The sequence below is a fragment of the Pseudoduganella sp. genome (genome assembly GCF_041914865.1).
Taxonomy (GTDB): domain Bacteria; phylum Pseudomonadota; class Gammaproteobacteria; order Burkholderiales; family Burkholderiaceae_D; genus Rugamonas.
On sequence record NZ_JAYSCO010000002.1, the window covers coordinates 178,066 to 201,042 of the forward strand.

Annotated in this window: 28 protein-coding genes; 9 read left to right on the forward strand and 19 right to left on the reverse strand. The window is 64.5% G+C overall.

The annotated features are described in order from the left end of the window. From ACE3TQ_RS01805 to ACE3TQ_RS01820, 4 genes are all read right to left on the reverse strand, one after another. A partial coding sequence (locus ACE3TQ_RS01805; RefSeq protein ID WP_374580202.1) for a hypothetical protein occupies positions 1-1,051 on the reverse strand: 1,051 nt, incomplete at its 3' end. A 140-nt stretch (positions 1,052-1,191) separates the two neighbouring features. After that, positions 1,192-2,727, reverse strand: a complete 1,536-nt coding sequence (locus ACE3TQ_RS01810) for an NAD(P)(+) transhydrogenase (Re/Si-specific) subunit beta (RefSeq protein WP_374580203.1) — start codon at positions 2,725-2,727, stop codon at positions 1,192-1,194. Continuing rightward, complete coding sequence (locus tag ACE3TQ_RS01815; RefSeq protein WP_374580204.1) at positions 2,724-3,041, reverse strand: proton-translocating transhydrogenase family protein; 318 nt, start codon at positions 3,039-3,041, stop codon at positions 2,724-2,726. Before ACE3TQ_RS01815 ends, ACE3TQ_RS01810 begins: the two co-directional genes overlap by 4 nt. Before the next feature lie 9 nt (positions 3,042-3,050). Further along, on the reverse strand, positions 3,051-4,163 hold the full coding sequence (locus ACE3TQ_RS01820; protein WP_374580205.1) for a Re/Si-specific NAD(P)(+) transhydrogenase subunit alpha: 1,113 nt from the start codon (positions 4,161-4,163) through the stop codon (positions 3,051-3,053). Between the two features lie 166 nt (positions 4,164-4,329). On the opposite strand from ACE3TQ_RS01820, the gene ACE3TQ_RS01825 reads away from it, so the two are divergent. Next, positions 4,330-4,812: an NUDIX hydrolase gene (locus tag ACE3TQ_RS01825; protein WP_374580206.1), complete on the forward strand. Its 483-nt coding sequence runs from the start codon at positions 4,330-4,332 to the stop codon at positions 4,810-4,812. A 42-nt stretch (positions 4,813-4,854) separates the two neighbouring features. Continuing rightward, positions 4,855-5,964: a tRNA 2-thiouridine(34) synthase MnmA gene (gene mnmA / locus ACE3TQ_RS01830; protein WP_374580207.1), complete on the forward strand. Its 1,110-nt coding sequence runs from the start codon at positions 4,855-4,857 to the stop codon at positions 5,962-5,964. Here the strand turns inward: mnmA and ACE3TQ_RS01835 are convergent. The 5 genes from ACE3TQ_RS01835 to ACE3TQ_RS01855 form a co-directional block, all read right to left on the reverse strand. Then, complete coding sequence (locus ACE3TQ_RS01835) at positions 5,950-6,390, reverse strand: hypothetical protein (protein WP_374580208.1); 441 nt, start codon at positions 6,388-6,390, stop codon at positions 5,950-5,952. The genes mnmA and ACE3TQ_RS01835 overlap by 15 nt on opposite strands. 9 nt (positions 6,391-6,399) lie before the next feature. Beyond that, entirely contained in the window at positions 6,400-7,179 is a 780-nt protein-coding gene (locus tag ACE3TQ_RS01840) for a 5'-3' exonuclease H3TH domain-containing protein (protein ID WP_374580209.1), read from the reverse strand. 21 nt (positions 7,180-7,200) lie between these two features. Continuing rightward, entirely contained in the window at positions 7,201-7,383 is a 183-nt protein-coding gene (locus ACE3TQ_RS01845) for a hypothetical protein (protein WP_374580231.1), read from the reverse strand. Next, a complete protein-coding gene (locus ACE3TQ_RS01850) occupies positions 7,361-7,636 on the reverse strand; it encodes a BrnT family toxin (RefSeq protein WP_374580210.1) in 276 nt (91 codons plus the stop codon). The genes ACE3TQ_RS01845 and ACE3TQ_RS01850 overlap by 23 nt, the downstream gene beginning before the upstream one ends. Before the next feature lie 62 nt (positions 7,637-7,698). Then, entirely contained in the window at positions 7,699-8,370 is a 672-nt protein-coding gene (locus ACE3TQ_RS01855; RefSeq protein ID WP_374580211.1) for a glutathione S-transferase family protein, read from the reverse strand. 30 nt (positions 8,371-8,400) lie between these two features. Between ACE3TQ_RS01855 and ACE3TQ_RS01860 the strand changes: the two genes are divergently transcribed. Continuing rightward, on the forward strand, positions 8,401-8,772 hold the full coding sequence (locus ACE3TQ_RS01860) for a group III truncated hemoglobin (RefSeq protein WP_374580212.1): 372 nt from the start codon (positions 8,401-8,403) through the stop codon (positions 8,770-8,772). On the opposite strand, the gene ACE3TQ_RS01865 is transcribed toward ACE3TQ_RS01860, so the two are convergent. From ACE3TQ_RS01865 to ACE3TQ_RS01890, 6 genes are all read right to left on the reverse strand, one after another. Continuing rightward, entirely contained in the window at positions 8,765-9,346 is a 582-nt protein-coding gene (locus ACE3TQ_RS01865) for a hypothetical protein (protein WP_374580213.1), read from the reverse strand. The genes ACE3TQ_RS01860 and ACE3TQ_RS01865 overlap by 8 nt on opposite strands. Further along, positions 9,336-11,612, reverse strand: coding sequence for a TonB-dependent receptor (locus tag ACE3TQ_RS01870; protein WP_374580214.1), 2,277 nt, complete (start codon positions 11,610-11,612; stop codon positions 9,336-9,338). The genes ACE3TQ_RS01865 and ACE3TQ_RS01870 overlap by 11 nt, the downstream gene beginning before the upstream one ends. Before the next feature lie 94 nt (positions 11,613-11,706). After that, positions 11,707-12,045 carry a DUF2946 family protein gene (locus tag ACE3TQ_RS01875; RefSeq protein ID WP_374580215.1) on the reverse strand — a complete coding sequence of 113 codons (339 nt, stop codon included), beginning with the start codon at positions 12,043-12,045 and terminating at the stop codon, positions 11,707-11,709. Between the two features lie 71 nt (positions 12,046-12,116). After that, positions 12,117-12,410 carry a DUF6587 family protein gene (locus tag ACE3TQ_RS01880; protein ID WP_374580216.1) on the reverse strand — a complete coding sequence of 98 codons (294 nt, stop codon included), beginning with the start codon at positions 12,408-12,410 and terminating at the stop codon, positions 12,117-12,119. A 2-nt stretch (positions 12,411-12,412) separates the two neighbouring features. After that, entirely contained in the window at positions 12,413-14,302 is a 1,890-nt protein-coding gene (locus tag ACE3TQ_RS01885; RefSeq protein WP_374580217.1) for a ferrous iron transporter B, read from the reverse strand. A gap of 3 nt (positions 14,303-14,305) precedes the next feature. Then, the gene (locus tag ACE3TQ_RS01890) at positions 14,306-14,782 is read right to left on the reverse strand and encodes a ferrous iron transport protein A (RefSeq protein ID WP_374580218.1); all 477 of its coding nucleotides are present in this window, start codon (positions 14,780-14,782) and stop codon (positions 14,306-14,308) included. On the opposite strand from ACE3TQ_RS01890, the gene ACE3TQ_RS01895 reads away from it, so the two are divergent. Both ACE3TQ_RS01895 and ACE3TQ_RS01900 read left to right on the forward strand, forming a co-directional pair. Further along, positions 14,735-14,944, forward strand: a complete 210-nt coding sequence (locus ACE3TQ_RS01895) for a bacterioferritin-associated ferredoxin (RefSeq protein WP_057261372.1) — start codon at positions 14,735-14,737, stop codon at positions 14,942-14,944. The two genes, ACE3TQ_RS01890 and ACE3TQ_RS01895, sit on opposite strands and share 48 nt — an antisense overlap. Before the next feature lie 10 nt (positions 14,945-14,954). Beyond that, positions 14,955-15,632 carry an energy transducer TonB gene (locus ACE3TQ_RS01900; RefSeq protein ID WP_374580220.1) on the forward strand — a complete coding sequence of 226 codons (678 nt, stop codon included), beginning with the start codon at positions 14,955-14,957 and terminating at the stop codon, positions 15,630-15,632. 93 nt (positions 15,633-15,725) lie between these two features. Here the strand turns inward: ACE3TQ_RS01900 and ACE3TQ_RS01905 are convergent, their stop codons facing one another. After that, positions 15,726-16,406, reverse strand: a complete 681-nt coding sequence (locus tag ACE3TQ_RS01905) for a Fe2+-dependent dioxygenase (protein ID WP_374580221.1) — start codon at positions 16,404-16,406, stop codon at positions 15,726-15,728. A 2-nt stretch (positions 16,407-16,408) separates the two neighbouring features. After that, positions 16,409-18,700: a TonB-dependent receptor gene (locus tag ACE3TQ_RS01910; RefSeq protein WP_374580222.1), complete on the reverse strand. Its 2,292-nt coding sequence runs from the start codon at positions 18,698-18,700 to the stop codon at positions 16,409-16,411. A gap of 157 nt (positions 18,701-18,857) precedes the next feature. On the opposite strand from ACE3TQ_RS01910, the gene bfr reads away from it, so the two are divergent. The 3 genes from bfr to ACE3TQ_RS01925 are packed head-to-tail and all read left to right on the forward strand — an operon-like array spanning position 18,858 to position 20,289. Further along, a complete protein-coding gene (gene bfr / locus ACE3TQ_RS01915; protein ID WP_374580223.1) occupies positions 18,858-19,334 on the forward strand; it encodes a bacterioferritin in 477 nt (158 codons plus the stop codon). Positions 19,335-19,354: 20 nt separating this feature from the next. After that, positions 19,355-19,885: a helix-turn-helix domain-containing protein gene (locus tag ACE3TQ_RS01920; RefSeq protein WP_374580230.1), complete on the forward strand. Its 531-nt coding sequence runs from the start codon at positions 19,355-19,357 to the stop codon at positions 19,883-19,885. Further along, a complete protein-coding gene (locus ACE3TQ_RS01925; RefSeq protein WP_374580224.1) occupies positions 19,882-20,289 on the forward strand; it encodes a VOC family protein in 408 nt (135 codons plus the stop codon). The genes ACE3TQ_RS01920 and ACE3TQ_RS01925 overlap by 4 nt, the downstream gene beginning before the upstream one ends. Positions 20,290-20,299: 10 nt before the next feature. On the opposite strand, the gene ACE3TQ_RS01930 is transcribed toward ACE3TQ_RS01925, so the two are convergent. Further along, positions 20,300-21,226 carry a PfkB family carbohydrate kinase gene (locus tag ACE3TQ_RS01930; protein WP_374580225.1) on the reverse strand — a complete coding sequence of 309 codons (927 nt, stop codon included), beginning with the start codon at positions 21,224-21,226 and terminating at the stop codon, positions 20,300-20,302. A gap of 13 nt (positions 21,227-21,239) precedes the next feature. Further along, a complete protein-coding gene (locus ACE3TQ_RS01935) occupies positions 21,240-21,851 on the reverse strand; it encodes a glutathione S-transferase family protein (protein WP_374580226.1) in 612 nt (203 codons plus the stop codon). A 135-nt stretch (positions 21,852-21,986) separates the two neighbouring features. Here ACE3TQ_RS01935 and purB point away from each other — a divergent pair. After that, positions 21,987-22,977 (forward strand): adenylosuccinate lyase (gene purB, locus ACE3TQ_RS01940; protein WP_374580227.1); only part of this gene is annotated, 991 nt, incomplete at its 3' end.

Consider the following 22,977-nt stretch of genomic DNA (forward strand, 5'->3'; position numbering starts at 1 on the left):
GCCCCGCCCCCCCCGCCCCCACACGCCCGGGGCCGCGCGCCGCCGGCGGCAGCGGCTCGCCGTCGGCCGACAGTTCCATGCGCGGCGCCTGGCGCGAGGGGTTGAGCAGCTTCAGCAGGACGCTGGCGCGCGCCCCCGGCGCCAGCAAGCCGTCCGCCAGCGGCACCTGCACGAACTCGCGCCCATCCTCCAGCCGTCCGTCAGCCTGGAAGGCGGCCACGCTCGAAGGCTTGGGCTGGCCCAGCACCAGGCGCAAAGGCCCGCTGACCGGATCGGGCGAAATATTGTGCAGCGTCACCGTGGTGTCGAAGGTATCGCTATTGCGGTTGTAGAGGAAGCCCGAACGCTCGACCTGCACGATGCCGGCCAGGTCGGCCGCCGGCGCCGCCGACGAATAGCCGGCCAGGCAGGCCAGCACCAGCAGCGCCCAGTTGCCGCCGCGGCGGCGCAGCCAGAGCAACCCCGCCAGGCCGACGCCGAACAGGGCCAGCGTCGGCGCCACCGGCAGCGGCACGATGTCGGCCGGCTGTACAGTCCACGACAGGCCGGGCGCATCGAGCGGCTGGTAGACCGCCACCGGGCTGCCATCGATGAACCGCGCGAACAGCGCGCCCGACCCGCTGGGGTCCGTGGTCGGCAGCGGCAAACCGGTCTGCAGGTCGACCAGGTAGGCCGCAAAACTGTCGGCAAATCCCCCGGCTTGCGGCGGCACGCCGCTGTCGGCGAAATTGACGGCAAAACGGTCGGCCCCGCTGGCCACCAGCAGCAAGCTATTCAGCAACTGCGTATCGCGCAGCAGGAAAGGCCCGGGCAAGGCGCCGCTGACATCGCCCTGCGCAGCGCCCAGCGCCAGTGTGCCGTCCGTCGAGAAGCCTGACAGCAGCACCTGGTTGGACGGCCCGTCGCCATCCACCAGGTCGAACACGATGCCGACTTGCGGGCCGAGCGTCGCCAGGCCATGGATATCGAGCCGCAGCGGCGCCGCCGTCGCCCCTGCGCACAGCAGGCAAAGCAGCAAGCCACGGCCAAAGTTGAACAGGAAATGCAGCATGACGATCTCCCGGTAGAGGCGCCGAAGCGCCAACACCGGCAGCGCGTGCAACAAGCATGCCGCCATAAAAAGAAGAGCCCGTGTCAACCACAGGGTCTGGCCCCACGGTTGACACGGGCTCGGCCGTCAGGCCGTGCCGCTTATTCGGCGGCTTTCACCATGTCTTCCAGCACTTTCTTGGCGTCGCCGAAGACCATCATGGTCTTGTCCATGTAGAACAGCTCGTTGTCCAGGCCGGCATAGCCGGAAGCCATCGAGCGCTTGTTGACGATGATGGTCTTGGCTTTGTAGGCTTCCAGGATCGGCATGCCGGCGATCGGCGATTTGGGATCTTTCGCCGCCGGGTTCACCACGTCGTTCGCGCCCAGCACCAGCACCACGTCGGCTTGCGCGAATTCGCTGTTGATGTCTTCCATCTCGAACACCTGGTCATACGGCACTTCGGCTTCCGCCAGCAGCACATTCATATGGCCCGGCATGCGCCCGGCCACCGGGTGGATCGCGTACTTCACCGTCACGCCCTGGTGCGTCAGCTTCTCCACCAGTTCCTTCAGCGCATGCTGGGCACGCGCCACCGCCAGGCCGTAGCCGGGGACGATGATCACGGTTTCGGCGTTCTGCATCAGGAACACGGCGTCGTCGGAGGAGCCGGATTTGACGTTGCGCTGCGCCTGCGCGCCGCCCGCCGCCGCCGCCGCGGCGTCGCCGCCAAAGCCGCCCAGGATCACGTTGAAGAACGAACGGTTCATCGCCTTGCACATGATGTAGGACAGGATGGCGCCCGAGGAACCGACCAGCGAACCGGCAATGATCAGCATCGAGTTGTTGAGCGAGAAGCCGATGCCCGCCGCCGCCCAGCCGGAGTAGGAGTTCAACATCGACACCACCACCGGCATATCGGCGCCGCCGATCGGGATGATGATCAGCACGCCCAGCACGAAGGCAATCGCGGTCATCAGCAGGAACGGGGTCCAGGCCGGCTCGGCGCCGTCCTTCAGCACGAACACCAGTCCCAGGCCGACCATGACCAGCGCCAGCACCAGGTTCAGCATGTGCTGCCCGCCGAACACCACCGGCGCGCCCTGGAACAGGCGGAACTTGTATTTGCCCGCCAGCTTGCCGAAGGCGATCACCGAGCCGCTGAAGGTGATGGCGCCGACGAAGGTGCCGATGAACAGTTCGATGCGGTTGCCCAGCGGCAGCGCCTGGCCGCGCCCGGCGATGCCGAAGGCCGACGGCTCGGCGACAGCGGCGATGGCGATGCACACCGCCGCCATGCCGATCAGCGAGTGCATGGCCGCCACCAGCTCCGGCATCTTGGTCATCTCGACGCGCTTGGCGAGGAAGGCTCCGATGCTGCCGCCGACGATCACGCCCAGCGCCACCAGGCCGAGGCCCAGGCCGCCCGACCCGAGCTTGGGCGCCACCGCGTTCATGCCCTGCGCGCGCGCCAGTTCGACCGCCATTTCAGTCAGCTGGTTGGAATGCGACAGGTCGGCCTTGATGCGCAGGATGAGGGCGAAGGTGGTGATGAAGGCGATCGCCATGCCCAGCTTGCCGAAGGCATTGCCGCGGCGCGCCGTGGCCGGCGACGACAGTCCTTTCAGCGCCTGGATGAAGCAGACAGACGCGATCAGGTACATCATCGTGACCAGGTTCATGGTGACGAAGCTCATGCCTTGCCTCCTTCCGACGACGATTTCTTCTCCTTTTTCTTGAACATCTCGAGCATGCGCTGCGTGACCATGAAACCGCCGACCACATTGACGGCGGCCAGCGCCACGGCGACGGTGCCCATGATTTGCCCGACCAAGCCCTCGGTCAGCGCCGCCGCCAGCATGGCGCCGACGATGATGATGGCCGATACCGCATTGGTCACCGCCATCAGCGGCGTATGCAGCGCGGGGGTGACGTTCCAGACCACGTGGTAGCCCACATACACGGCGAGCACAAAGATGATCAGGTTGATGATGGTATTGCTGACTTCCATTCCGCTCTCCTATTTCCGCAACTGCTCGCCGCCGTGGCAGACCAGCGTTGCTTTGATGATTTCATCCTCGCGGTCGATGACCAGCTGGTCTTCCTTGTCGAAGACCAGTTTGAGGAAGTCGAGCACATTGCGCGCATACAGGGCCGAGGCATCCGCCGCCACGTGGCAGGCCAGGTTCGGCTCGCCGACGATGTGCACGCCGTGCTTGATGACCGTCTTGCCCAGTTCGGACAAGGGACAGTTGCCGCCCTGCTCCACCGCCAGGTCGACGATGACGGAGCCGGGCTTCATGGCCTTCACGGTCTCTTCGGAGATCAGCACCGGCGCCGGGCGGCCCGGGATCAGTGCCGTGGTGATGATGATGTCGGCCTGTTTGGCGCGCTCATGCACCAGCGCGGCCTGGCGCTGCATCCAGGCCGCCGGCATCGGGCGCGCATAGCCGCCGACGCCTTGCGCGATTTCACGTTCTTCATCGGTCTCATACGGCACGTCGATGAATTTTGCGCCGAGCGACTCCACCTGCTCCTTCACCGGTGGACGCACGTCGGACGCTTCGATCACGGCGCCCAGGCGCTTGGCCGTTGCAATCGCTTGCAGGCCGGCCACGCCGACGCCCATGATCAGCACACGGGCAGCTTTCACGGTGCCCGCTGCCGTCATCAGCATGGGCATGAAACGCTGGTAGGTATTGGCGCCAACCATCACGGCCTTGTAGCCCGCGATATTGGCCTGGGAGGACAGCACGTCCATCGACTGCGCGCGCGTGATACGCGGCACAGCTTCCAATGCAAACGCGGACAGGCCGGAAGCCGCCATGGCCGCAATGTTTTCCCCATCAAATGGATTCAGCATGCCGACCAGCACGGCGCCTGGTTTCATCAGGCCGCGCTCCTCGGCATTCGGGGCCCGGACTTTCAACACGATGTCCGCGCCCAGCGCCTCCGCAGCGGTGCCAATGGTGGCGCCGGCGGCGGCATATGCTTCGTCCGTCACCGAGGCTGCAATGCCGGCTCCCGCCTGCACGACCACCTGGTGCTTGACTGCTAGTTTCTTGACCGTTTCGGGCGTGGCTGCCACCCTGGTCTCCCCCGGCCTAGACTCGGCCGGTACGCCAATCTTCATAATGCCTCCAATAGTGGGAAAAACTGACTAAAATCTAACATGAAATGTTGATAAGCCAATGTTCCCCGGAGACAAAATGTTGCGCCGCACAAGAAAAGTCATGCGGCGGTCACAACGGAATAGCAAGATCAGGCTACAATGTCGGGTCTTCTAAGGATGGACCAACATGCCGCGCACCTGGAAACCGAATGTCACAGTCGCCGCCGTTATCGAGCGCGATGGAAAGTTTCTCCTGATCGAGGAAGAAACCAGTGACGGCATTCGCCTGAACCAGCCGGCCGGCCACCTGGACCCGCTGGAATCGCTGGAACAGGCCGTGATCCGCGAAACGCTGGAAGAAACGGCCTACGATTTCACCCCGACCGCCCTGGTGGGCATGTATATGAGCCGCTACCGCTCGGCGCGCACCGGCCAGCTGGTGACCTTCCTGCGCTTTGCCTTCTGCGGCGAAGTGGGCGATTTTTACCCGGAGCGCCCGCTCGACGAAGGCATCCTGCGCACGCACTGGATGACGCGCGATGAAATCGCGGCCTGCCGCGAGCGTCACCGCAGCCCCCTGCTGCTGACCTGCGTGGACGAATATTTGGCGGGCAAACGCGCGCCGCTGGAAATCCTGCATACCCACGTGTCGGTATTCGAAGAAGTCTGAGTACTTCTTCTATTTTGGACAATTTGCAACACCCCCTCGACTATGAGTAAGAAAAAAGTGGTCATCGGCATGTCCGGTGGCGTCGACTCTTCCGTTTCCGCCTGGTTGCTGAAAGAGCAAGGCTATGAGGTCATCGGCCTGTTCATGAAGAACTGGGAAGACGACGACGATTCCGAATACTGTTCCAGCCGCCAGGACTGGATCGACGCCGCCAGCGTGGCCGACGTGGTGGGCGTGGATATCGAAGCCGTCAACTTCGCCGCCGAATACAAGGACCGCGTGTTCGCCGAATTCCTGCGCGAATACCAGGCCGGCCGCACGCCGAACCCGGACGTGCTGTGCAACGCCGAGATCAAGTTCAAGGCCTTCCTCGACCACGCCATGCACCTGGGCGCGGACCTGATCGCCACCGGCCACTATGCGCGCGTGCGCCACAACACCGCGACCGGCCGCCACGAGCTGCTGAAGGCGGTCGACCACACCAAGGACCAGAGCTACTTCCTGCACCGCCTGAACCAGGCGCAGTTGTCGAAGACCCTGTTCCCGCTGGGCGAAATTCCGAAAACCGAGGTGCGCAAGATTGCGGAAAAGCTGCAGCTGCCGAATGCGGCCAAGAAGGATTCGACCGGCATCTGCTTCATCGGCGAGCGCCCGTTCCGCGAATTCCTGAACCGCTACCTGTCGTACAAGGCCGGCCCGATCAAGACCCCGGACGGCAAGGTGGTGGGCGAGCACGTCGGCCTGTCCTTCTACACCCTGGGCCAGCGCAAGGGCATCGGCATCGGCGGCGTGAAGACTTACCAGAAGTCGGACGGCTCCAGCGACGCCTGGTACGTGGCGCGCAAGGACGTGGCCAACAACACCCTGTGGGTGGTGCAGGGCCACGACCATCCGTGGCTGCTGTCGGACGCGCTGCAGGCCGGCCAGGCCAGCTGGGTGGCCGGCGTGGCGCCGGAAGCGGGCCGCATCAGCGCCAAGACGCGCTACCGCCAGGCCGACGTGCCGTGCGACGTGGCCGCCAGCGGCGACAGCGAGTTTGCCTTGAAATTCATGGATGCCCAGTGGGCAGTGACCCCAGGCCAGTCGGCCGTGCTGTACGACGGCGACGTCTGCCTGGGCGGCGGCATCATCAACGGTTCAGACTTCGTCTGACCCTTCGGCCGGGGCGGCGCCAGCCGCCCCATCCTGCGCCGCTTGCGCCGCCTGCTGGCGCTTCACCGTGGCGATCACGGTATTGCGGATCGTCTTCAGCACCGTGCCGGCATTGAACGGCTTGACGATATAGCCGTTCAGGCCCATCGCGTGCCCCTTCTGGATCGTGGCCTGGTCGAATTCCGACGACACCATGAAGATCATGGCCTTGGGCCACTCCTTGCGCATGGCGGCCATGGCCGGCTCGTCGGCCTCGATGCAGTCGCGCGCGATGCAGATAATCTGGGGATTGTGCTTGATCAGCAGGACATTGCCCGCCAGGCAGGTGTGGGCCTGGCCGACCACGTCGTAGCCACCATCCAGCAGGACGGTGTTGAGCAGGCCGCGCGCGATGGCGCTACTGTCGATGATTACCGCTTTTAACATCAGGATTTCTTAACGGTGGTCCCAGGCCAGCATGTTCCAGCTCACGCCGATCTTTACATCCGTTTTTAGTTGTACCAATTGACGAGAAAGATACAACATATCTCGCTCTTTTCGTAGGCTTTCGCCAACTTTGTCCTTCAGGATGCCCGCCCCGGCCATGATTGCGTCCAGAGTGCCGTAAGTTCGCAACAGTTTGGCGGCGGTTTTCACTCCCACATTCGACACGCCGGGGATGGAGTCGGTCTCGTCGCCCATCAGCGCCAGCAGGTCGGGCAGCATGCCGGGCGTGACGCCCCACTTCTTCTCGACCCAGGCGCGGTCGTGCCACTCCGACTTGAAATGGTCCCAGACGCGGGCGCCCTCGGCGATCAGGCAGTGCAAGTCCTTGTCGGTGGTGGCCACCACCGCCTCGCCCCGGCCCTCGCTGAGCCAGCGCGTGACCACGGTGCCGATCACGTCGTCGGCTTCCACGTCGGGGATGGAGATCGGGCACATGCCGATATTGGTCAGCTGCATGTAGAACTGGGGCAGCGCCTCGCGCAGCACGTCCGGCATCGGTTGCCGCCCCTCGCGGTAGCCCTTGTACAAGGTGTGGCGCCAGGTGCTGCCGCCGTAGTCGAAGGCGGGCAGGATATGGGTCGGTTCGTGGCCGTTCACCAGGCGCTGGAAGGCGCTGAACGCATGGCGCATGGCGATCTCGGCTTTGAGGTCGGAATCCGGCTCCGGACTCGCCTCATACACACGCCGCACAATATTCAAACCGTCGATGGCCAGTAGTCTACCTGTCATGGGCGGTATTTTACCGTACAGCTACTTCGCTACTGGCTTTGCCGCCTTCCGCTCGCGCAACTGCCTCTCAATCTCAGCGATATCCTCGTCAGTCAACGGCAATGCGTCCGGATCCGAAAGCGCTGCTTGCGTGACGCGTCGATCCTCGTCCTCGGACAGCAATTCAAGTCTCCGGCCGCTTTTAGTAATAAGATAATCGGTCATATGTCCGCCTTTCCTTATTGTCCGCCTTTCGTAAACTGATGATGCGTCGACAAGTTCCCCTATCTACATAGGCAACGAAATAAACGCGCTCCTTAAAAGGTACCAAGGCCGACATCCGGCATTCGTCATAAGGGAAGCGCCGCTCAATCCAGGCCAGCTCGTTTACCCAATCCAGGTGCTCCGCCAGGGCAAGTGATATGCCATGTTTGCGCCTGTTGACTGCGTCTTTTCGGGGGTCAAACTCAATTTTCACTTTACCACTCCCGGTAAGCTGGTCAAGCAAGCTTATCCGGCAGCGACACGAGGTATTTTGACTTAGCGCAGCAGTTCGTACGGGCCGCCGCGTTCGAGGGCGCGCTGGTAGGCGGGGCGGGCGTGGATGCGTTGCAGGAAGGCTTGCAGGCGCGGGTGGGAGGCGCCGAGGCCGGCGCGCGAGGCGGCGGCTTCGAGCGGGAAGCTCATCTGGATATCGGCGGCGCTGAACTCGCTGCCGGCGAACCAGTCGCGCTGGGCCAGTTCGGCTTCGAGGAAGGCCAGGTGGCGGTCGATGTTGGGCTGGACGAAGCTCGACAGCACCTTCTGCGCGATGGCGCGCTTGATCGGACGCACGAAGAACGGCGCGGGCGAGGACTCGACCTTGTCGAACACCAGCTTCATCAGCAGCGGCGACATCAGTGAGCCTTCGGCGTAATGCATGAAGTAGCGCCAGCGCAGCTTGTCCGGCGTGCCGGCCGGCGGCACCAGGCGGTCGTTGCCGTGCTTCTCCACCAGGTATTCAATGATGGCGCCCGATTCGGCGACGATATTGCCTTCATGCTCGATCACGGGCGACTTGCCGAGCGGGTGCACTTTGAGCAGCTCGGGCGGCGCCAGCATGGTTTTCGGGTCGCGCTGGTAGTGCTTGATCTCGTACGCCAGCCCCAGCTCTTCCAGCAACCACAGCACGCGCTGCGAACGGGAGTTATTGAGGTGGTGGACGATAATCATGGGCGCGCTCCGAAGGGATAAAATGGAGCCATGACTTTACCACTTACCCAGGATTCCATCACGACGCTCGTGCACGAGTTCTACGCGGGCGTGCGCGCCGACCCGGAGCTGGGGCCGGTGTTCGCGGCGGCCATTGACGACTGGCCGCCGCACCTGGCGCGCATGGTGGAGTTCTGGAGCACCACCATGCTGAAGACCCGTAGCTTCCAGGGCAATGTCTATGGCAAGCACATGGCGCTGCCGGGCGTGCAGCCGCAGCACTTCCAGCGCTGGCTGGCCTTGTTCCAGCAGACGGTCGACCGGCTGTTCGCGCCGGAGGTGGCTGAAGAATTCCGTGTCGTGGCCAGCCGCATTGCGCAAAGCCTGCAATACGGTTTTTTCGGCCAGGTGCATTTCAGCTGAAGGCGTCGGCGGCGACCATGACCGCGTAGCTGGCTTGCCAGCGCCGCAGCGTGGCAGGCAGCGTGTGCACCGGTTGCGGGGTGGCGATGAAATCGCCGGCCGCGTGCGCGCAACTGGCATCGCGTGCACGCAGCCAGTCCAGCAGGTCGGAGACTTCGCAGCACGCGGTGCCCTGCCCGCCCTCCGCTGCGCCGGGGCCGGCAACGGCAAGCAGCGCCAGGCGCGATGCTGGGGCGCCCGCCTGGGTGAGCAAGCCGGCCACCGCGTCGCGCGTGGCCGGCGCTTCCAGCAGCGCGCGCGGCACCGGCAGTTCCAGCACCAGGTCCAGCTCGAACCCATCGCCGCGCCACATGCGCAAGGCGGCCAGCGCATCGCACACCATATGCAGCACGAACAGCTCCTGCGCGGCGCGGCCCGACAGAGCGGCGGCGATGGCGTTGCCTGCGGCGAAACTGCCATCCTGCCGGCGCCAGCGCACTTCGGCCTGCACGCTGGCGATACTGCCGTCGTGCGCCGCCACGTGCGGGTGGCACCATAGTTCGAACTCGCCGAGTTCGAGCGCATTACCAATCAAATTTCACCTCCATGCTGTAAGAGCGCTGTGGATAGGGATGGAAGTTCCAGTACTTGTAATTGTTGGCGTTGTCGATGCCGAGGGCGGCGCTCCAGTGCTTGTCGAGGCGGTAGCGCAGGCGCGCATCGACCGTGAAGTATTTGCTCGCGCCCTGGTAGGCGAAGCCGTTGATGTCGCTGTTGTCCAGCGTGGAGTATTGCTTGCCGCTGTAGCGCGCCGCCAGGGTGGCCGACAGCTTGTCGTTCACGCGGTAGCTGGCCACCGCGCTGGCACGCCATTCCGGGATGCGCGGCTGCCATTTGCCTTCGCTGGCGGCGAACCTGGCGTTGCGCTTGATACGGGAGTCGGTCCAGGTCAGGCTGGCCTGCATGTCGAGCCCTTCCAGCAGCACGTTATCGCTCGACCATGCCGTCTCCAGCCCGTGCGTGCGGATCAGGTCCACATTCTGCACCGTGCTGACTTTCGCTGTCAGCAGCTGCGAATACAGGGCGTCGCTATTGCGTTCGAAGAAGGCGGTCAGGCGCAGCGCGGAATTGCCGGCCAGGCGCTCGGCGCTCAGCTCCGTGGTCCAGGAGCGCTCGGCCTTCAGGTTCGGGTCGTTGTTGACCAGGGTGCCGGCGTTGTTGATGCCGCCCTGGTACAGCTCGGACACGGTGGGCATGCGCACGGCGCGCCCGGTGGAGGCTTTGATCGTCCAGTCATCGCTGGCCTGGTAGGCCAGCGCGGCTTTCGGCGAGACGTAGTTGTCGCTGCGCCTGGCGTGTGGCACAACCGTGCTGGCGTTGCCGGTTTCGCCGTCGCGCGCTTCCCAATGCTCGAAGCGCGCGCCAAGCACGGTCTTCCAGTCCGGCGCCAGGCGCCAGGTGTCCTGCACGTACAGGCTGTCGATGCTGGTGCGGCCGGCGAAGGACTGGTTGCGCGCACCGGCTGCGCCATCCAGCCAGTCGCTGGTGGCGCGCTCGATGGTGGAGAGCTTGTACGCCGCGCGCTGGTAGCCGAAATCGACGATGTGCGCGCCGCGCATGCCGTCCGGACGCCAGACGCCCTTCAGCGACAGGGTGTTCCAGCCGGTGCCGCCCTGGTCGACGATGCGGCCGGCGCCGCCGCTGGCGGCGGCGGGACGCGCGGTGGTCGGGGCGCGCAGGATATCGCGGCTGTAGTCGTACAGGCTGGCCGCCACTTCCCAGTCGAACACGCCCTTGCTGTTGCTCTTCACGGTCAGGCCGTGCATCAGGTGGCGCAGTTCTTCGCGCGATGCATTGAAATCGGTCGGCGCCAGCGTAAAAGTACGGCCATTGATCGCGGCGGCGCCGCTGTACACCGGCTTGCCTGCCGCATCGCGCAGGTAGGTATTCGGCGTACCGTTCGAATCGTTCTGCCACCAGCCCAGCGAGTAGCTGGCGCGCACGGTCGGCGAGAAGTCATAGGCAACCTTGAACTTGGCATGGTCCTGCACCGTGTGGTACTGGGTGGCGGTGCCGAGGATGTAGACGTCACGGTTGGTGCGGTCCTTGCCGATCACCGCCCCGCTCACCGGCGCGCCGCCGCTGCCGGCGCCGTCCGCGATGGCGCGCGTGATGTAGGTCTGCGGCTGGCCATCGCTGTCGGTGCGGTTCACGCCCAGGAACCAGGACCAGGCGCCATGGCGGCTGCCCAGCGACATGCTGGCCTGTTTCGCGCCAAAGTTCTCTTTCGTGTTGTACAGCTCAAACGGCTGGTGCACATAGGCCACGCGGGCATGGGCTTCGAACTGCTTGGGCATGCGCGTCTGGTAATCGACCACGGCGCCGACCGAGTTGCCGCCGTAGGCCGCCGAGAACGGGCCGTACAGCACGTCGACGCGCTCGATTTCCTCCGGCGCCACCATGCCCCAGCGCGGCGCGAAGGTGGCGCCGTTGCCAAGATAGTTCGACAGCAGCACGCCGTCCGCATACACCGCCGAGCGCGCGCTGTTGCCGGTGCCGGAGGCGCGGGTGGACAGCACCGCGTGGTTGTAGTCGCCGATGTAACGCTTGCGCACCAGCAGGCTTGGCAGGTATTTCAAGGCGTCTTCCGCATCGCTGGCATTGATCTGGTTTTCGATCTGCAGACGGGTGACGCCCTCGATCGTGGTCGGGATCTGGGTCGGCAGCGAGGTCGGGTTGCTGCCGGCGATCACCACGGTGCCGACCAGCTTGAGCGGCGACTCCCCTTCGTGGTCGGCCAGGGCCGGCGTCGAAAACACGGCCAGCAGCGCGGCGGCCAGGGGAATGGGGCGGGTATTCATGATGCTTCCTTTCGTGTCCTGCGAACAGTGGCCTTGCGACCGCGCCGTCACAGGGCGCGTGCAATGCAAGGCAAAGATGGATGGCGCGGGGAGGTCAGGCGGAAGGAGGGGCGCGCGGCGGCGGCGCCAGTTGGCCATGGTGCGAGGCCGGCGCGGTCGCAGGCACTGCAGCGGCAACGCGCTGCAACAGCGCCACGGCCAGCACTGGGCCGCCAGGCTGCGGCGGCGCGGCAGGCAGGTCGGCCTGCAACATGCAGTAGCCGCATTTCTGGGCCAGGTGGTGGGCTTTGGGCTGGGCGTGGCAGTGGGCTGCCGTGGCGTCGCCGCAGGCAGCCGACAGCAGCGTGGAGAGGGTCGGCGCGGACACCGCCATCAGCATCGCGAACAGGGCGATCCTGACGATATTGGCGAGTTGTCTCCTGCTCCAGCCCACGGTGGCTCCACGATGTCACTTTCAATAAGTGACATTGTAGATACCTCTTTATCGGGCGGACATGCCTTAGATCAAGTTTTGGAGACGTGAAGCTTGATGACGCGGCGCGCAGGACCGCCGTCGCCGGGCGCGCCGGGCTGGCCGGGGGCGCCTGGCGCGGCGGAGTCGCCGCAGCTGCCGCAGGAACCGCAACCGCTGCCGCAGCTGGCTTCAGTCTTGAAGAAGCGCGCCAGCTTGTCTTGCGGCAGGCCACGGCGTGCCAGCGCGAACACCATGCGCTCGCGCAGGGAGGATGGCAGGTATTTCCTCGCCGCGTGCAGCGCGGCGGCTGCCACCACGATGCCGACGACGATTTCCTGCCACATGGTCAGGCTCCCAGCGCCAGGGCGACGCGGTAGGTGATGAAGGTGGCGGTGTAGGCCAGGGCGAACATATAGCCGGCCATCATCAGCGGGTACTTCATCGAGTTGGTCTCGCGGCGCACCACGGACAAGGTGGACAGGCACTGCGGCGCAAACACGTACCAGGCCAGCAGCGCCAGCGCGGTCGGCATGCCCCAGCCGGAGGCGATCACCGGTGCTAGCGAATTGGCCAGTTCGTCGCCGGTCTGCGACAGCGCGTACACGGTGCCCAGCGCGCCGACCGCCACTTCGCGCGCGGCCATGCCCGGCACCAGCGCAATGCAGATCTGCCAGTTGAAACCGATCGGCGCGAAGATGACTTCCAGTGCGCGCCCCAGCATGCCGGCCACGCTGTAGTAGATGGCCGGCTGGGTGGCGCCTTCCGGTGCGCCCGGGAAGCTGGACAGGGCCCACAGCAGCACCATCAGGGTCAGGATGGTGGTACCGACGCGCAGCAGGAAGATCTTGGCGCGTTCGTACAGGCCGATCGCCAGGTTGCGCATATGCGGCCAGTGGTAGGCCGGCAGCTCCAGCATCAGCGGGCGGTTGCGCTTGGTGCCCATGGAACGCTTCATGATCCATGCCACCACCATGGCCGAGATGATGCCGGCGAAGTAGAGGCAGAACAGCACCAGCCCCTGCAGGTTGAACAGGCCCCACACTTCGCGCTCGGGGATGAAGGCGGCGATCACCAGTGCATAGATCGGCAGGCGCGCCGAGCAGGTCATCAGCGGCGCGATCATGATGGTCACGATGCGGTCACGCGGATTCTGGATGGTGCGCGCCGCCATGATGCCGGGAATGGCGCAGGCGAACGAGGACAGCAGCGGAATGAAGGCGCGGCCGGACAGGCCCACGCCGCCCATCAGGCGGTCCAGCAGGAAGGCCGCGCGCGGCAGGTAGCCGCAGTCTTCCAGCACCAGGATGAAGAAGAACAGGATCAGGATCTGCGGCAGGAACACCAGCACCGCGCCCACGCCGCCCAGCACGCCGTCCACCAGCAGGGAACGCAGCACGCCGTCGGCCATATGCTCTTTCAGCATGGCGCCCAGGTGTTCGACGCCGCCGCTGATCATGTCCATCGGCGTCGCGGCCCAGCTGAACACGGCCTGGAACACGCAGAACATCAGCACGGCCAGGATGACCGGGCCCAGCACCGGGTGCAGCACGACATGGTCGATCTTCTCGGAGCGGTTGCCGCGGTCGTCGGCATCCTGCACGGCCACCGACAGGATGCGGCGCACTTCGCGCTGGGTCTCTTCCACCGGCACGGCATCGATGGCGGACAGCGGATTGGCCTGGCTATGGTGCACCGGCCACATGGCGTCCAGCGCATCGACCAGGGCCTTCTCGCCGCCGGCCTTGACGGCCACGGTTTCCACCACCGGCATGCCCAGCTCCTGCGACAGGCGGGCGGTATCGACCACGATGCCGCGCTTTTGCGCCACATCGACCATGTTCAGGCACAGCACCATCGGCAGGCCGAGGCGCTTGATCTCCAGCACCAGGCGCAGGTTCAGGCGCAGGTTGGTGGCGTCCACCACGCAGGCCACCACGTCGGGCGAACGCTCGCCGGCGCGCAGGCCGGCCACCACGTCGCGCGTGATTTCTTCGTCGGGGGTGTGGGCCGACAGGCTATAGGCGCCCGGCAGGTCGAGCAGGCGGTAGCTGTTGCCGGCGGCGGACGTGAACTGGCCCTCCTTGCGCTCGATGGTCACGCCGGCGTAGTTGGCGACCTTCTGGCGCGCGCCGGTCAGGCGGTTGAACAAAGCGGTCTTGCCGCAATTCGGGTTGCCCAGCAGGGCGACCATTGGCTGCTGCGCGACGACTGGCGCGGCCTTTTCTACTGCACCCATTATTTATTCCGGTTGAATCGAGATCAGCGCAGCTTCAAAGCGGCGCAAGGCAAATGTGGCGTTGCCTACTTTGATGGCCAGCGGTTCGCCGCCGGGCAAGCCGCGCTTCAGCATGCGGATGCGTTCGCCGGGCACGAAGCCCAGCTCCATCAAGCGACGGGCCAGGTCGGCGCCGTCTTCGGTATCTTGGGGATTTCCCGGAGCAATATGGACCACGGTTCCGCTCTGCCCCACCGGCAGGGAATCTAGCTGAATCAAGGTAGGAGCAAGGGTCATGGCGAACTTTCCAGGGCGTAACAACCGCCTCATTATAAATGAGAATTGTTTTCGAATACGGCTTGCATTGTATTCCGGTTCGGGTAGAATGGGAACCGTAATGATAATGATTCTCAATAACGGAATCGCAATCTTAGCCAGAAGGTAATTTCGAAAATGATCGTTTGTGTCTGCAACAACATCTCTGATCGTGAAATCCGTCAAGCCATAGATATGGGTATCAGCTCCATGGACGAGTTGCGCGAAGCGCTCGGCGTGGCCACCTGCTGCGGCAACTGCCTCAGCTATGCGGTGGAAGTGCTGGATGAACATCTGGGCAGCGGCATCCAGGAGACTGTGCTCAAGCGCCCATCACTGACCGTGTAAGGAGCGCTCTATGCAAACGATGACTTTCCCGAGTGGCGGCGGTTATGGCCGCGCCAGTGGCAGCGACAGGCTGACCAAGATCGCGGTTGTCGTCGCCCTGCATGCGATCGTCGGCTACGCCATTGCCAACGGCACCATGACCCGCCTGATCGACCGCGTGCCGGAAATCGTTGAAGTCAAATTCGTGGCGGCTCCGCCACCTCCCCCAGCCTCGCAGCCGAAGACGGTGGAAATCGCGCCGAAAGCGCCTTCCATTACGCCGCCGCCGCTGCCGATGCTGCCGATTGTTATCGAAAACACGATCACCCCGCCGCCGTCGCAGGCGCGCGTGGTGGAAGCTGCGCCGCATGTGCCGGTGGCAGCTGCGCCGGCCAGCCCGACGCCTGCGGCACCTGCCGCGCCGGCCGGCCCGCGTGTCATCTCCGCTGTTGAATATATCCGCGCGCCGCAGCCGGTGTATCCGTCGGTGTCGCGCCGCATGGGCGAGACGGGCGTGGTCACCTTGCGCGTGCTGGTGAATGAGAAGGGCTATGCGGAGCAGGCGTCGATCCAGAAGTCGTCCGGCTCTTCCAACCTGGATGAGGCGGGCCGCGCGGCGGTGATGCGCGCGCTGTTCAAGCCTTATGTGGAAGATGGCAAGGCGCAGCCGGTGTATGTGGTGGTGCCGATTAATTTCCAGATTTCTTAAACCCGGTAGGACCGGGTCTGACCCAAGGGTCAGACCCCTGAAATGCAAACGCCGCGGCTTCGATCGAAGTCCGCGGCGTTTGCGTTTCCAGGGTCAAAGGTCAGCCCACATGCGCAGCAGGTTGTGATAGTGGCCAGCCAGCCCCACGGTCGCCTCGCCATCCCCATGCTGCCCGCGCAGCTTCTGGATATTCTGGTCCAGTTCAAACAGCATGGTGCGCTTCCAGTCATCGCGCACCATCGACTGCGTCCACAGGAACGACGCCACGCGCTCGCCCGCCGTGACCGGATTCACGCGATGCACACTGCTGGCCGGATACACGATCGCATCCCCCGCCGGCAGCTTCACCTCATGCGAGCCGTAGCTGTCCATCACGGTCAGCTCGCCGCCCTCGTACTCCTCCGGATCGGACAGGAACACGGTGGTGGAAACATCCGAGCGCATCACGTCGGCCGTCCCCACCATATGGCGGATCGCGCCGTCGATATGCAGGCCGTAAGTCTCGCCGCCGGCATAGCTGTTGAAGTAAGGCGGCAGGATCTTGCGCGGCAGGACCGCCGAATAGAACAGCGGGTTCTTCGCCAATGCCTTGATGATGATATCCCCGAGTTCCAGCGCCAGCGGCGTCCCTTCCGCGATCTGGCGGTTGCGCTTGACCTGCGCGCCCTGCGAACCCACGCTGGCGCGGCCATCGATCCATTCGGCGGCCGCCAGGCGCTGGCGGAAGTAAGTGACTTGTTCCGGCGTCAGCACGCCGGGGATATGCAGCATCATGATCAGTAGCGGAAGTTAGCGGTCAGGATAGCGGTACGGCCCGCTGCCACTTGCGCGTAATGGTTCGAGACGGATTTATCGAAGTAGAACTTGTCCGTCAGGTTCTGCACGTTCAGTTGCAGGCTGATGTTCTTGTTCACGTCGTAGCTCGCCATTGCATCGAAGCGGGTGTAGGCCGGCACGTGCTTGGTGTTGTTGATGTTAGCCCAGATCTTGGCGGAGTAGTTCACGCCGCCGCCGATGGTCAGGCCTGGCAGCAAGGTGTAGGAAGTCCACAGCGAAGCGCTGGTCTTCGGTACGCCCGGGAAGGTGTTGCCGTCGTACGGCGACTTGACCCACACCGGCGCCGCGGTGGTGCCGATATTGGTGTAGCCGTTGTCGCCCACTTCCGCGTCCAGCCAGGTGGCGCCGCCGAACACTTGCCAGTTGTTGGTGATCGCGCCGCTCACGCCGAATTCGGCGCCGCGCACATTCTTCTTGCCGGCGTTCTGCGAGGTGCCGTTCGGGCCGGTGATGCGGGCGTTGTTCATCTTGCTCTCGAAGATGGCAGCGCTCAGGGACAGGCGGCGTGCCGACACTTCCCACTTGGTGCCCAGTTCCCAGTTCTTGCTGTCCTGCGGCTTCAGGTCCTGCACGGCCACGGACAGGCCGTCCGTGCCTTCGCCGCCGTCATTGCCGGCCGGGGTGGACGAGGTGCCGTACGACAGGTAGATGCTGCTGTTGGCCGCCGGCTTGTACACCAGGCCAGCCTGGTAGTTGGTGAAGTTGGCCTTGTTCTCGGCGCGCACGGCGGCGGTGGCCGGGGTCACGCTGGTGTTAGCCTGGGTGAACAGCGCGGAACGGTAGTCGTCCCAGCGCAGGCCCACGTTCAGCAGCCACTGCGGGTTGAACTCGATGGTATCGAAGCCGTACACCGAGCGGGTATTGGTGTGCACATTGGTCGCGGCAGGCGACACGGTGCGCACCTGGCCCACCGACCATGGGTCGTGCGGGTTCGGGTTGAGCAGGGTGGTGCAGTTGTACAGGGTGGCCGCGCCGGCAGTCGGGCAGGTGCTGGTCTTGGTCAGCGGGTTGTTGTTACCCGGAGTGAACACGTAGGTGCTGCGGTCGGTCACTTCGCGGCCGATCTCCACGCCGGCGATGAAGCTGTGCTTGACGCCGGCGGCGCTGAACTCGCCCTGCAGGCTGGACGCGTTGGCCAGCGCCTCGGTCTGCGCCACGCGCGAAGCGCCGCGGCGCCACAGGGTGCCGTACAGGACCACGTTGCCCTTGGAGTCGTCAGGCTGGGTGTAGATGTAGTTGTTCTCGGTCTTGCTGGAACGGGTCACGTTGCGGAACACCAGGCCGTTGCGGAAGTCGTGCTTGAGGTCGACGGTGCCGATATCGGACTGGGTGTCGCGGAAGTCGCGGTCGACCAGGCCGTAGAAGGTGCTGCGCGGCACGCTCATCGGGGTACCGTTGCCGTTCTTGGCGACGTTGGCGCCGCTGGTGAACGGGTTGTTGAACGGGATGCCGCTATCCGGCAGCTCGCTCGACTCCATGTGGTAGTAGGACAGGGTGGCCTTGGTCGGGCCGGTCAGGCCGAAGGTCACGGTCGGCGCGATACCCCAGCGGTCGCCGTGGATTTCGTCGCGGCCGGCCACGTGGTTCTCATGCGCCATCACGTTCAGGCGCACGGCGGCGTTGTCGCCGAGGGTGCGGTTGATGTCGGCGGTGGCGCGGCGGTATTGCGCGCTGCCGATGCCGACCGAGGCGTTGGCGAAGTTTTCCGCCTTGGCGGTCTTGGACACCAGGTTCACGCCGCCACCGGCGGAGGAACGGCCGCCGTAAGCGGAGTTAGGGCCCTTGACCACTTCGATCTGCTCCAGCGAGAAGATCTCGCGGCTCTGCGAACCGGTGTCGCGGATGCCGTCGATGTAGGTGTCAGTCTGTGCGTTGTAGCCGCGGATCAGCAGGTTATCGCCCACCGGCTGGCCGCCTTCCGCCGCGCCCACGGTGATGCCCGGCACGGTGCGCAGGGCGTCGGTCAGTGAGGTGGCGCCGGTCTGCGAGATCACCTCGGTCGGGATCACGGTGACGGCTTTCGGGGTATCCAGCAGGGTCGCGGTGAATTTGTCGGAGGCGGATTTCTTCACCTGGAAGTCGTTGCCATTCTGGCCAGTAACGATCACTTCCTGCATTTTCTGCTCGGGGGCAGCGGTGGTGGCATCAGCGTGTGCTACAGGCATCGCCAGGGAAGCGGCGATGGCGGCGAGCGTGGCTGGCGTGTGCTTGCGGCTCTTAATGTAAGACATTGACAACTCTTGACGGTCGGAATAAAACGCAAATGATAATTGTTTTCATTTACATTAGCAATGTCGTTAGCAATCCTATGTTTCCCGCATGACTAGGTTGGCAGCGCCCTTCATGGCAAAATGAGCAGTATTCCCAACCCGATAAGAAGGAACCCCCATGAAGGGCGACAAAGATGTTATCCGTCTGCTGAACGCTCAGCTGACCAATGAGCTGACCGCGATCAACCAGTACTTCCTGCATGCGCGCATGTACCGTCACTGGGGCTTCGACAAGCTGGGCAAGAAAGAGTACGACGAGTCCATCGGCGAGATGAAGCACGCCGACCGCCTGATCGACCGCATCCTGATGCTGGACGGCCTGCCCAACCTGCAAGCGCTGCACAAGCTGCTGATCGGCGAAAACACCGAGGAAATGCTGGCGGCCGACCTGACGCTGGAAAAAGGCGCCCACGTCACCATCAAGGAAGGCATTGCCCAATCCGAGAAAGTTGGCGACTACGTGTCGCGCGACCTGCTGCTGGATATCCTGAAGGATACCGAGGAGCACATCGAATGGCTGGAAACGCAGATCGACCTGATCGGCAAGATCGGCATCCAGAACTACCTGCAGTCGCAGATGTCGGAAGCCGAGTGACAAAACCCGAGGCGGAAAAAATGGGGACGTACCCTATTTTTCGCCAAAGCGAAAAATGGGGTACGTCCCCATTTTTTCAAAGTCCGGAACTGCTGCGGCGGCTGCTGCGTGCCAAGGACCGGATGGATGCGGCCTCGCATGAGGAATGGCCGGTCAGCCGCCTGGCGGAAGTGAGTTGCGTTTCGGAAGCGCATTTCGCCCGCTCGTTCAAGGAGGCTTTCGGCCTGCCGCCGCACCGCTACCTGCTCACGCGCCGCATCGAGCGCGCCGTGACGCTGCTGCGCGAAACCGACCTGCCCATCACCGACATCGCCTATAGCACCGGCTGGCGCAGCCTGGGCACCTTCGGCCGCACTTTCCGCGACATCACCGGCAAGAACCCGGGCGACGTCCGCAGCGAGCAGCGCGCCGCCGCCGGCGATCCGGCCCCGGTGCCCGCCTGCGTGCTGAGCGCCGCGCAGCGGCCCCACCTCACAACATCAGTTTCGGAGAAGCGGCGCGAAGAAGAGGTCCCTACAATGGAGTCTCACTTAACCAAGGAGACACCATGACCCAAGGCATTCAAACCGCAGGCATTTACGTACGCGACCAGGACGAAGCGCTGGCCTTCTACGTCGACAAGCTGGGCTTCAAGGTCCACACCGACGTGCGCAACGGCGACTACCGCTGGCTCACCATCCAGCATCCGGAACAGCCCTCGTTCCAGCTCGGCCTTTACGTGCCAGGCCCGCCGGTGCACGACGCCGTCACCGCCCAAGCACTGAACGCGCTGGTGGCCAAAGGCGCCATGCCGCCGCTGGTGCTGGAAGTGGCCGACTGCTTCGCCGCCTACGACAAGCTGCACAACAAAGGCGTGGAATTCACCCAGGAGCCGGCGGAACGCTACGGCACGGTGGACGCCGGCTTCCGCGACCCCTCGGGCAATGGCTGGAAGATGATCCAGACCCGCCGCTAAGCGCGGCCGGCTACAGTCCCCAGGAATCGCGCCACTGGGTATAGAACCCGGCATCCGGCGCGACCGCCCCGGCAAAACCGCACACCGCGCCGGCATAGGCATTGGCCCGCTGCAAAACCAGCGGCAGCTCCCAGCCGCGCGCGCGTCCCAGCAGGAAGACGGCGGCAAACGCATCGCCCGCCCCCACCGAATCGACGAACTGCGCCGGCGGGAACGCCTGGCGCTCGTCCACGCGCGTGCCGTCGGCGCCAAGATACATGGCGCCGCGCTCGCCCAGCGTGACCAGCAGGCCGTCGATGGAAAAGTTATGCATCATGGCGCGCGCTTCCGCCTCGACTGCGGCGCTGTCGATGTCCATGGTGTCCGGGCAGGTATGGCAGTACCACGCGAACAGCGCTTGCAGCTCCTGCTCGTTGACCTTGACGATGGCCGCTTGCTGCAGCGAGTTGAAGACCACCGATTCATCCACGCCATCGCGCAGGTTCAGGTCGAGGAAACGGGCGGCGCCGGCGGCGCCATCCAGCACGGCGGCCAGCGCCGCGCGCGAGGCCGGCTCGCGCTGCGCCAGCGTGCCGAAATACACGGTATCGGGCGAAAAGGCGCGCATCACGTCGACCGCCGCCGCGGCTTCGATATGGTCGTAGGCCTGTTCGGCCAGGATATGGAAGCGGTGCCCGCCCTCCCCGTCGCGCTCCACCACCACGCGCCCGGTCGGCTCGGCGCCATGCTGCAGGCCCTCGGCGCTCAGGCCAAAGCGCGCGAATTCGCCGCGCAGCAGCTGGCCCGGCGCGTCATTGCCGACGCGCGTCACCAGCAGGGCGGGATTGCCCAGCGCCGCCAGGTTGCGCGCCACGTTGAATGGCGCGCCGCCGGGAATCTGTTGGTCGCCAAAGTCATCCAGCAGGGCTTCGCCAAACACGAGGACTCTGTCTGCCATGGCGACCTCCGGATCAGGCTTGGGGAACGGTGTCTTTGAAGGAAGGACGCTCGGACAGCTTGTCGAACAGGCGCGCCAGGTTCGGATGGGCGCCGCGCCAGTCGATTTCCGGGAAGCGGAAGCTGAGCCAGCCCAGGCAGCAGCCGACCGCCACGTCCGCCAGCGAATAATGGTTGCTGGCGCAATAGGCGCTGTCGCCCAGGCGCTCGGACATGGAGGCCAGGCCCAGCTCCACCTTCTTCATCTGGCGCGCGATCCAGTCTTCGCTCTGCAGCTCTTTCGGGCGCTGGATGCGCTCCAGGCGCACCAGTACCGCCGCGTCCAGCACGCCGTCGGCCAGCGCTTCCCAGCACTTGATGTCGGCGCGCTCACGGCCGTTGGGCGGCAGCAGCTTGCACACCGGCGACACGGCATCCAGGTACTCGACGATGACGCGCGAATCCTGCATGGCGTAACCGTCTTCCATCACCAGGCACGGCACCTTGCCGAGCGGGTTCAGTTTCTGGATGGTGGTTTCCGGCGCCCAGACATTTTCAAGTTCCAGGTGATAGTCGAGCTTTTTTTCCGCCAGAACTACACGAACCTTGCGTACATAAGGACTGGCGAGTGAACCGATTAGTTTCATAAATGCTGAAAGTAGAGAATTAGACAACAGTATAGCATCGGCCCCGGGGAGCATGGCGCAGCGCAGGCAAGGCCGGGTGAGAGGCGCGCCAATGGTAGAATCTCGTTTTTTCCCGCCTCTCCTTCCAGCATTATCATGACTACTCCTTACTCCACCCTGTCGGCCCTGTCCCCGCTGGACGGCCGCTACGCCTCGAAAACCGACAAGCTGCGCCCGATCCTGTCCGAATCCGGCTTCATGCACCACCGCGTGAAGGTTGAGATTGCATGGCTGCAAGCGCTGTCGCTGGCCGGTTTCGCCGAAATCAAGCCCTTCCCGGCCGCCGCCAATGCCCTGCTGGACAAGCTGGCCGCCGACTTCAGCGAAGCCGACGCCGCCCGCATCAAGGAAATCGAAGCCGTCACCAACCATGACGTGAAGGCGGTGGAGTACTGGCTGAAGGAAAAAGTGAAGGACGTGCCGGAGCTGGTGGCCGCCTCCGAGTTCATCCACTTCGCCTGCACCTCGGAAGACATCAACAACACCTCGCACGGCATGATGCTGAAGGCCGCGCGCGACAGCGTGATGGTGCCGGCCCTGAACGGCCTGGTCGCCAAGCTGAAGGAAATCGCCCACGCCAACGCCGAGCTGCCGATGCTGAGCCGTACCCACGGCCAGACCGCCAGCCCGACCACCCTGGGCAAGGAATTCGCCAACGTGATCGCCCGCCTGCAGCGCGCCATCGAGCGCATTTCCAAAGTGGAAATCCTGGGCAAGATGAACGGCGCGGTCGGCAACTACAACGCCCACCTGTCGGCCTACCCAAGCTTCGACTGGCCGGCCTTCTCCAGGAACGTGATCGAGCAGCGCCTGGGCCTGGTGTTCAACCCGTACACCATCCAGATCGAACCGCACGACTACATGGCCGAACTGTTCGACGCCTTCGCGCGCGCCAACACCATCCTGCTCGACCTGAACCGCGACATCTGGACCTACGTCTCGCTGGGCTACTTCAAGCAGAAGCTGAAGGCCGGCGAAATCGGCTCCTCCACCATGCCGCACAAGGTCAACCCGATCGACTTCGAAAACTCGGAAGGCAACCTGGGCCTGGCCAATGCCGTGCTCAAGCACCTGTCCGAAAAGCTGC

Bases quoted from the DNA above. Each gene is read 5' to 3' on its own strand.
- ACE3TQ_RS01910 (WP_374580222.1), bottom strand. From the start codon at position 18,700: ATGTCTTACATTAAGAGCCGCAAGCACACGCCAGCCACGCTCGCCGCC.
- bfr (WP_374580223.1), top strand. From the start codon at position 18,858: ATGAAGGGCGACAAAGATGTTATCCGTCTGCTGAACGCTCAGCTGACC.
- ACE3TQ_RS01905 (WP_374580221.1), bottom strand. From the start codon at position 16,406: ATGATGCTGCATATCCCCGGCGTGCTGACGCCGGAACAAGTCACTTAC.
- ACE3TQ_RS01870 (WP_374580214.1), bottom strand. From the start codon at position 11,612: ATGAATACCCGCCCCATTCCCCTGGCCGCCGCGCTGCTGGCCGTGTTT.
- ACE3TQ_RS01860 (WP_374580212.1), top strand. From the start codon at position 8,401: ATGACTTTACCACTTACCCAGGATTCCATCACGACGCTCGTGCACGAG.
- ACE3TQ_RS01930 (WP_374580225.1), bottom strand. From the start codon at position 21,226: ATGGCAGACAGAGTCCTCGTGTTTGGCGAAGCCCTGCTGGATGACTTT.
- ACE3TQ_RS01895 (WP_057261372.1), top strand. From the start codon at position 14,735: ATGATCGTTTGTGTCTGCAACAACATCTCTGATCGTGAAATCCGTCAA.
- ACE3TQ_RS01925 (WP_374580224.1), top strand. From the start codon at position 19,882: ATGACCCAAGGCATTCAAACCGCAGGCATTTACGTACGCGACCAGGAC.
- ACE3TQ_RS01810 (WP_374580203.1), bottom strand. From the start codon at position 2,727: ATGAGCTTCGTCACCATGAACCTGGTCACGATGATGTACCTGATCGCG.
- ACE3TQ_RS01825 (WP_374580206.1), top strand. From the start codon at position 4,330: ATGCCGCGCACCTGGAAACCGAATGTCACAGTCGCCGCCGTTATCGAG.
- ACE3TQ_RS01855 (WP_374580211.1), bottom strand. From the start codon at position 8,370: ATGATTATCGTCCACCACCTCAATAACTCCCGTTCGCAGCGCGTGCTG.
- ACE3TQ_RS01840 (WP_374580209.1), bottom strand. From the start codon at position 7,179: ATGACAGGTAGACTACTGGCCATCGACGGTTTGAATATTGTGCGGCGT.
- ACE3TQ_RS01935 (WP_374580226.1), bottom strand. From the start codon at position 21,851: ATGAAACTAATCGGTTCACTCGCCAGTCCTTATGTACGCAAGGTTCGT.
- mnmA (WP_374580207.1), top strand. From the start codon at position 4,855: ATGAGTAAGAAAAAAGTGGTCATCGGCATGTCCGGTGGCGTCGACTCT.
- ACE3TQ_RS01885 (WP_374580217.1), bottom strand. From the start codon at position 14,302: ATGGGTGCAGTAGAAAAGGCCGCGCCAGTCGTCGCGCAGCAGCCAATG.
- ACE3TQ_RS01880 (WP_374580216.1), bottom strand. From the start codon at position 12,410: ATGTGGCAGGAAATCGTCGTCGGCATCGTGGTGGCAGCCGCCGCGCTG.
- ACE3TQ_RS01835 (WP_374580208.1), bottom strand. From the start codon at position 6,390: ATGTTAAAAGCGGTAATCATCGACAGTAGCGCCATCGCGCGCGGCCTG.
- ACE3TQ_RS01820 (WP_374580205.1), bottom strand. From the start codon at position 4,163: ATGAAGATTGGCGTACCGGCCGAGTCTAGGCCGGGGGAGACCAGGGTG.
- ACE3TQ_RS01845 (WP_374580231.1), bottom strand. From the start codon at position 7,383: ATGACCGATTATCTTATTACTAAAAGCGGCCGGAGACTTGAATTGCTG.
- ACE3TQ_RS01900 (WP_374580220.1), top strand. From the start codon at position 14,955: ATGCAAACGATGACTTTCCCGAGTGGCGGCGGTTATGGCCGCGCCAGT.
- ACE3TQ_RS01815 (WP_374580204.1), bottom strand. From the start codon at position 3,041: ATGGAAGTCAGCAATACCATCATCAACCTGATCATCTTTGTGCTCGCC.
- ACE3TQ_RS01920 (WP_374580230.1), top strand. From the start codon at position 19,355: ATGGGGACGTACCCTATTTTTCGCCAAAGCGAAAAATGGGGTACGTCC.